The following is a 7,198-nucleotide window of genomic DNA, read 5'->3' as shown; positions in this document are numbered from 1 at the left end:
CGCTCGACTTGCATGTATTAGGCACGCCGCCAGCGTTCGTCCTGAGCCAGGATCAAACTCTCCATAAAAGTTAAGTTTGACTTGCTCATTTGCACACCGAATGTGCTTTGTTTCAAATCTCTTCTATAAAGAAGAAATGTTTTGACGTACTGGTTGGTTCGTTCAGTTTTCAAAGATCAAATGTTTTGTTTGCCGCTTCAAAACAGCGACTTAATTAATATATCATGTGTAGTTGTTTTCGTCAACAACTTTTTTATGATTTATTTTGTTAAGCTGTTGCGGCTTGCCGCTCTCTTAACGCGACAAGTAATAATATACCATGGCATTTCGGATGACGCAATAGGTTTTTTAATGTTTTTTTAGTTTTCTAGATCAATAGAATACATTTTATCTTTTTCTTCCTTATTATATAGAAGAAAAAATAAAAGCGAGCAGGTCCCTGCTCGCTTTTAATAACGTCCTCTTCGTTTCCTCATGATTTTTTTAATGATCGGATATACCACAGGTCCATATTTGAACACTCGTTTTAGTAGTCGTCCCATGTTGCACTCTCCTTATTAGTTGTTGATTTATATATTCCCTTTTCTTTTCCTGGACAAACCATATCAACCACCAACGATTTTATGATACAACGCTTTTGCTTCCTTAATATCTTTTGTACCGTGGATCAATACACGGCCATCCCGGAAGAAAACCATGCGGTATTGTGAATTTTTATAGGATAACAAAAAAGGATTCTCCTGAGTCTCTCCGTCCGGCAGTCGCTTTTTCAACTCCTCCAGATCTCTTTGCCCCTTGTTACCCGGACGTATCTGCACGGTGTCTCTCCCGCATAGAACAGCAACCTTCGTCGAGTTGTTTCCTAATAGATAAGGATAAGTTGGTTCTTCTCCACAAGAGGGGCAGCCTTCCGTTCTGACACGAGCGGTTTTAATAGAAGTATAGTCGTTATTCCAAAGATCGAAGGTAACCAGTTCTTTACGTATAGAAAGAAAATCCCCTACCAGCACTTTCAAAGCTTCTGCCACCTGATGGGCAGCGACCATTTGAACCGCCGGGCTAATCACTCCAACCGTATCACATGTAGCCGCACCGAGCGGGATGCTTCTCATCAAACATGACAAACAAGGGTTCATACCGGGGATGATGGTATAGGCCATCCCGTGGCTTCCTACGCACCCCCCATAAATCCAGGGGATTTTGTGTTTTTGTGTGAAATCGTTGATGAGCATACGTGTTTCGAAATTATCCGTTCCATCGATAATCAAATCGATACCTTGTGAATAGCTTTCAAGTTCTTCTACTTGAACATCATCTACTACTGCATGAATACGGACCTCACTATTCACTTTTTCCAATCGTTCTTTAGCAGCCACCGCTTTAGGCATACGGCTTTCCGCATCTTTTTCTGTGAATAACTGCTGTCTCTGCAGGTTACTGAATTCCACATAATCCCGATCAATAACGGTTAATTTTCCTATCCCTGCTCTTACAAGCTGCTCTGAACTGCTTGTCCCCAGCGCACCAGCCCCGATCATGAGCACGTGCGATTCTTTCAGACGGCGCTGCCCTTTTTCTCCTATTGGTTGGAAGAGCTGTTGTCTTGAATATCGTTCTCCTGGCAAAGGGCCCACCTCCTTATTTTCTTATCGCATAACGCTTCCTCCAGATATTTTCAAAGATTCGCCAACAATATTTGTCGATGCCTCCGATAACAGGTAGACAATGGACCGGGCCACTTCATCCGGTTCACTCAACTTTCCCGAAGGAATTCCTTGTTCAGCCGCTTTCCTTTGTTCTTCATAACTTCTTCCTTCCCGTTCCCCTTTTAAACGGATGGCTTCCTGCCCCATTTCTGTGTCTACGTAGCCAGGGCATACGGCGTTGACGCGAATTCCATGTTCAATAGCTTCATGAGCGAAAGACTGTGTGAAACCTGTAATGGCAAATTTTGAAGCACTGTAAGCAGTGCCGGAATGCGTACCTCGCAAACCAGAAAGGGAAGATAAATTGACAATACTTCCACGTCCGTTTACTTTCATATCTTTATAGACTTCCTGTGTAAAAAGGACGGTAGAGAAATAGTTAAGTTCCATCACCTTACGTAAGTCTTCCTCTTTTAGATCTTCGAGCGGTCCTCCACCAATGACGCCAGCTGAATTAACAAGCCCTGTTACCGGACCGATCGCCTCTCTCGCTTCCCGTACTACTTTTATTCGATCTGCTTCATTATTCAAATCAGCGGTACTTATATAAACGTTCATTTCATCATTTATCGTAGCACATTCTTTTTTTAACGAGGCAAGCTTCTCCTCGTTCCTGCCAGTTATCGTCACATAACCTCCGGAACGAACAACTTCCTTAGCCGTTTCATACCCAATTCCACCTGTCGCACCAGTAACAAGAATGTGTTCCCCTTTTAAAGCTTCGCTTGAAAAAATGTTCATACTTTCGCCTCCTTAGCGAATACGATAACCCATCCTTCATATATGTAAACCTTCCCGAATATAAAAAATCAGCGCTTCATGACATATCTTGTCATTGAAACGCTGATCCACGGGACAACTCGTTTGAAATAGTCGACCATGTTGATTCTTTTTTTGTTACTTCTCATAGCTACCTCCACGACTTCTAATGCTATTTCCGCTTGTTGGTCTGCTTACGGAAAGAGAATAGAACCTTTCCACTCCGTGTACGCTTCACGCCTTTACCTTTTGATTGAACTTGTGCTTCCGGGCTGTTTTTATAATCCTGATCGAACAGCTCACGGGCTTTTGAGTATAGCAGAGTCATCGTGGTGTCCTCCCTTCTTTTCTTAGTATATAATACGATTCCCCTTGATATTATTAGTAAAACGTCGTAAACGCAAGAAAAATTTAAGTTTTATACGTTTTTTCTAACTGGATCGCTTATTTAAGGAATCATCATTGCTGAACAATTTCCGTGCGGGTTGATTTTCAAACCTATTTATGTGGAAACATGTCATTTTTTATATTTTACAACGTTGGGTAGCCTATATGAAAGAGGAAATTTTAAATAAATGTCCATTTTTAAAGAGGGCGTTTTAAAACGCATATCAGCGGAAAAACAAAAAGAGACGACCCTTAAAAGGATCGTCTCCATCTATATTATTCATATACTTTTACTTCTACACTTTTACGCCCAAAGTCAAGGGCATCAGAACGATCTGCCATGAATACGTCGATACGGTTGCCTTGGATTGCACCGCCGATATCGCCGGCGATTGCTTTACCATAGCCTTCTACATAAACTTCAGAACCTAGTGGGATCACGTTCGGGTCTACGGCAATAACCTTTTGATCTGGATTTGCTCTCAAGTCAATTCCAGTTGAGGTTGTTCCGGAGCAACCTTCACAGAATGCAGTATAAGCGGTAGCTTCCATGTTCAATGTTTTAACCACACCATCATCTGCTGGTTGGCTGGATGTCTGCTCTGCTTCTGCTGTTTCATTGCTTGAGCCCTGGTCAGGTGTGGACTGCTCTGCAACTGCTGCTCCATTTAGAGTCAGTTTCTCTCCAGGATAGATCAGATTGGAGTTCAGGTTGTTCCAAGCTTTCAGTTCCTGCACGCTTACATCATTTGCTTGTCCAATGCTGTAAAGAGTGTCACCAGATTGAACCGTGTGAACACTGCTGGATGTTTGGGATTGAGCTTGTCCGTTCTGCCCTTCGTTAATAGAAAGTACTTGATTAGGGAAAATCAGATTAGAGTTCAAACCGTTCTCTTCTTTTATATCATTCACAGATACTCCATTGTTTTGAGCAATGCCCCAAAGAGTATCTCCTTTTTCTACTTTAATTTCATCTGCACTTACTGCTGTTGCTGTTACTGCCGAAACCGATGCGACCGCCGCCAAAGAAACAATTGTTTTTTTCATCATGTTAAATTTCCTCCTTGGTAAACAGCTCTCGCTCAGCCCTCGGCTAAGCGCTGTCTCAAAATCACAATTCCTACTGTAACACGCACAGCTCATATGCCAATAACAGGAACACAACAATAACTTTTCAAACATTACATCATCTTTACTTCAGTGTAATAATCCGGTTGTAATGGATAAATGTACCTACGCTAAAGCCAAATGCGTCTCATTGCGTTTATACGTACAAGCCGAACCTAAACTCACGTTCTATATTAGGGAATAATTGTATGACCTGGTACACCAGATACTGTAAGACCTGGTCATACAATTATTGGGCTGTTGCAGAATGGTTGATATTGTAAACGTTTACATTAGCGGTTATAGTTGTACTAAATGTTATGGAGAGGTGATTGGTCCATGTTAGGAGAAGCGGCGGTCAAACATTCAAGGTTAACTAAACCTTATAGCGAAAAGCATATGGACGAAACGTTTTCCCACCCGCAATACCGTGTTGATCTTAGACGTTATTCAGAGAAAGAGTACAATAAGTTCGTACGCGTAAACACGGTATCCGATTGGTCTCTATTGTCATGGAAGGATGTAGGTAAACCTTTTGAAGTCACGAATTACTCCAAAGAACGGACGGAATGGGAGAAAAAGAACGATCAAGTGATGGATCCGCACACTTCATGGACCTATTTCAACAAATCTTTTCATGAGTGGTTCATCAAAGATGTACCTCAGGAAAAGAACCAAAGCAAAAAACATTTCTTGCGAAGCCTCACTTCATTTAAGCCTGTACAAGTAAAACAAGCGATTGGTGATCTTGTTCAACTGCAGTTATGGAATTATGTCCATAGAATTCAGGATGGAATTTGGGACCCTCGTGGCAAAAGGGCCCTTTTTGAAGGATTGCATGTCCACCGCCCTCGTATTCTCTTCCTAGGAGCGGCGGAAGGTTACGAAGCCATGCAGCTTGGGGCCATGTATCCAGGAGCAGAAATAGTCATGGTCGATTATGATGAGTTTTGCAAGACCACACGATTTGGCGAATTCCCTGAGCATTATCCTTTCTTAGGGGAAAATCCTAAAACAGGACAGTGGAAAGTCATATATAAAGATGACCTGAACATCGAATATGTCGTTGACGATATACGCAACCTTGATTTCGGTAAAGAATTCGATATCGTCCTTTCCGTAGGTCTGCTGGAACACTTTCCTGACGAATACAAGCCGGAAGTCGCTGACTGGCACCGGCGCTTTCTAAAAGAAGGCGGCTATGCGATTATGACCACTCCCCGCAACCAGTTCCGCTCCCGTCTTTATTATCATGTCATGGCCGACGTGATGAACCATACCTACCGGGAACTCATGACTGTCGAACAAATGGGACTCTATATGTATGAAGCAGGATTTGATATCCTCAGACACGGTTACATCAAAGTACACAACGGGCTCATTTGCCAACCCCGTTAATATGTAAAAATATGTATGACCTGGTACGGAAGAAAAAGGAACAGATCGATTGAAAAAACTCAGAAATAAAACCGATAGGCGCTATCATTTTAGCTGCGTCTATCGGTTCTTGATTTGGTGGGAATAATTGTATGACCTGGTCCTGCAATTATTCCCTCCCCTTTAGCGGTTATTTCTCTTTCTTCTGGTCGCAGTATGCGTGCATGGCTTTACTTAGGAATTCGGCATAACCTTCTTTCCATTTGTCGATGTTTTTGGTAAAACGGGGATCGTTGACGTACATATCACCCAGCCCTCTGAAAATATCCAGACTGCACTCGTAAAAGTAATCAGTGATGTGCTGACGTTTTCTATCAATTAAATGCTGAACATCAGGATCAGAAGGGTCACGATCCATTAATTTTACAAGCTCACGGTCAATTTCATCTCCTTCTTGCTGAATCTTCTCCCAATCTTCCTTTGTATATTGAGATGCTTTCTGTTTGGATTGCTTGTATGCATCCGTGTCTCCCCAACGCTCCTCCACTTCTTTCTCATACTTTTTCTGATGGGCTTCAATCTCACTCTTATCAAACGGGCGGAAACGGTCTTCATTTTCCATATGATCTTCTCCTTCCAACGATTGGAGCGTCTGATCCACCGACTGGATTAACCGCTCCAACCGTTTTTTCTTTTCTCTTAAAATCTCACGGTGGCGCTGCAATGCAACAGCTTCATCAAAATAAGGATCCTCAAGAATCTCCTTAATCCTTTTCAAAGAGAAATCCATCTCTTTAAAGAATAGAATCTGCTGAAGACGCGCCAACTCTTTTTCACTATATAAACGGTAGCCTTTTTCACTTACATGGCTCGGTGATAACAAATCGATGTGATCATAATGGTGCAGTGCGCGCACACTGACCCCTGTCATCTCCGCCATTTCTTTCACTTTAAACATCTGGTGATCACCTCACATTTAACGATAAGCTATGACGTAACGTCAGAGTCAACTTCTTTTTTCACAAATCATATGTAGGTCTTTCTATGCAGAAAGCAAAAAACACTTAGGGCGATTTTCGTCGTTTCATGTAGTTTTCCGCTTCGAAAAGGGATTTAGTCGAAGGTCGGAGAATAAGAGGAGGAATAACAATTTTAATAAGGTTGTGTTCCTATGAATATGTACTGTCAGAGCGCTTTTCATCAATTAGAAATCGTTATAGCATCCATTTCCGAAATGGTCGGTCAGTTATCCGAAAAAGATTTGACCCTAAGACCCACAGAGGGAAAGTACTCCATTGGGGAATTGCTCGAACACATTGCAGCAATCCCTGCGGCTGATGGGCACATCGCAGAAGGGGCTTCAAAAGCAGAGATGGAGCACTTCTATGAAACGGTATCAATGAAAACAAAAGATGACATCTTAGAACGTCTATTTGAAAACTTCGCTCAACTTAAAACACAATTCGAAAACTACACCGAAGAGCATCTACACACAGAAACCACGTCCTGGTGGGGAGTGACGAATACACGTTTTGAATGGCTGATCCAAACAGTCGCCCATATGTACCACCATCGCGGTCAATTGCACGCCATGTTAGTCCACACCTATAAAAAAGATCCGGAAATCCTATTGTTTGAGTAGCGGCTAATATAACTGTACCAGGTCATCCATAATATGGATGACCTGGTACACCTTTTTCTTCCATTTAGAATCACAAAAAACACCCCCATGCTCTAGAGTGACCTAATAAAATGAGACTTAATAAAACACCTTCAAAGTTGTAATACTACTTACACTTGGAGGTGTTTTTCTTATGGGTAAAAAAGTTCATTATCCTGAAGAAGTTAAGAAGAAAGTTGTT

The 7,198-nt window shown here is 42.0% G+C and carries 8 protein-coding genes and 1 rRNA gene; 2 read left to right on the top strand and 7 right to left on the bottom strand.

Annotation, left to right across the window (positions count from 1 at the left end):
• The 6 genes from GLW00_RS20060 to GLW00_RS20045 form a co-directional block, all read right to left on the bottom strand.
• Positions 1-68: ribosomal RNA gene (locus tag GLW00_RS20060) — 16S ribosomal RNA — on the bottom strand; the annotation flags it as partial.
• Positions 69-449: 381 nt separating this feature from the next.
• Entirely contained in the window at positions 450-542 is a 93-nt protein-coding gene (yxzF, locus tag GLW00_RS20980) for a small protein YxzF (RefSeq protein WP_500683506.1), read from the bottom strand.
• Between the two features lie 63 nt (positions 543-605).
• Positions 606-1,625 carry a MoeB/ThiF family adenylyltransferase gene (locus GLW00_RS20055; protein ID WP_160917026.1) on the bottom strand — a complete coding sequence of 340 codons (1,020 nt, stop codon included), beginning with the start codon at positions 1,623-1,625 and terminating at the stop codon, positions 606-608.
• A 21-nt stretch (positions 1,626-1,646) separates the two neighbouring features.
• Positions 1,647-2,447 (bottom strand): SDR family NAD(P)-dependent oxidoreductase, encoded by an 801-nt coding sequence (locus GLW00_RS20050; protein ID WP_160917024.1) that lies wholly within the window; start codon positions 2,445-2,447, stop codon positions 1,647-1,649.
• A gap of 190 nt (positions 2,448-2,637) precedes the next feature.
• Entirely contained in the window at positions 2,638-2,793 is a 156-nt protein-coding gene (locus GLW00_RS20575) for a hypothetical protein (RefSeq protein WP_167356080.1), read from the bottom strand.
• 335 nt (positions 2,794-3,128) lie between these two features.
• Positions 3,129-3,899: a LysM peptidoglycan-binding and 3D domain-containing protein gene (locus GLW00_RS20045; RefSeq protein ID WP_160917028.1), complete on the bottom strand. Its 771-nt coding sequence runs from the start codon at positions 3,897-3,899 to the stop codon at positions 3,129-3,131.
• A gap of 399 nt (positions 3,900-4,298) precedes the next feature.
• Between GLW00_RS20045 and GLW00_RS20040 the strand changes: the two genes are divergently transcribed.
• Positions 4,299-5,357: a class I SAM-dependent methyltransferase gene (locus GLW00_RS20040; RefSeq protein ID WP_160917022.1), complete on the top strand. Its 1,059-nt coding sequence runs from the start codon at positions 4,299-4,301 to the stop codon at positions 5,355-5,357.
• Positions 5,358-5,526: 169 nt separating this feature from the next.
• Here the strand turns inward: GLW00_RS20040 and GLW00_RS20035 are convergent, their stop codons facing one another.
• Entirely contained in the window at positions 5,527-6,294 is a 768-nt protein-coding gene (locus GLW00_RS20035; protein WP_160917020.1) for a MerR family transcriptional regulator, read from the bottom strand.
• Positions 6,295-6,507: 213 nt separating this feature from the next.
• On the opposite strand from GLW00_RS20035, the gene GLW00_RS20030 reads away from it, so the two are divergent.
• The gene (locus GLW00_RS20030; RefSeq protein WP_160917018.1) at positions 6,508-6,978 is read left to right on the top strand and encodes a DinB family protein; all 471 of its coding nucleotides are present in this window, start codon (positions 6,508-6,510) and stop codon (positions 6,976-6,978) included.
• Positions 6,979-7,198 lie beyond the last annotated feature (220 nt).

The sequence above is a fragment of the Halobacillus litoralis genome (assembly GCF_009856445.1).
Classification (GTDB): Bacteria; Bacillota; Bacilli; order Bacillales; family Halobacillaceae; genus Halobacillus; species Halobacillus litoralis.
Note: the sequence above shows the minus strand (reverse complement) of the source record. Positions and strands in the feature narration are given on the sequence as shown.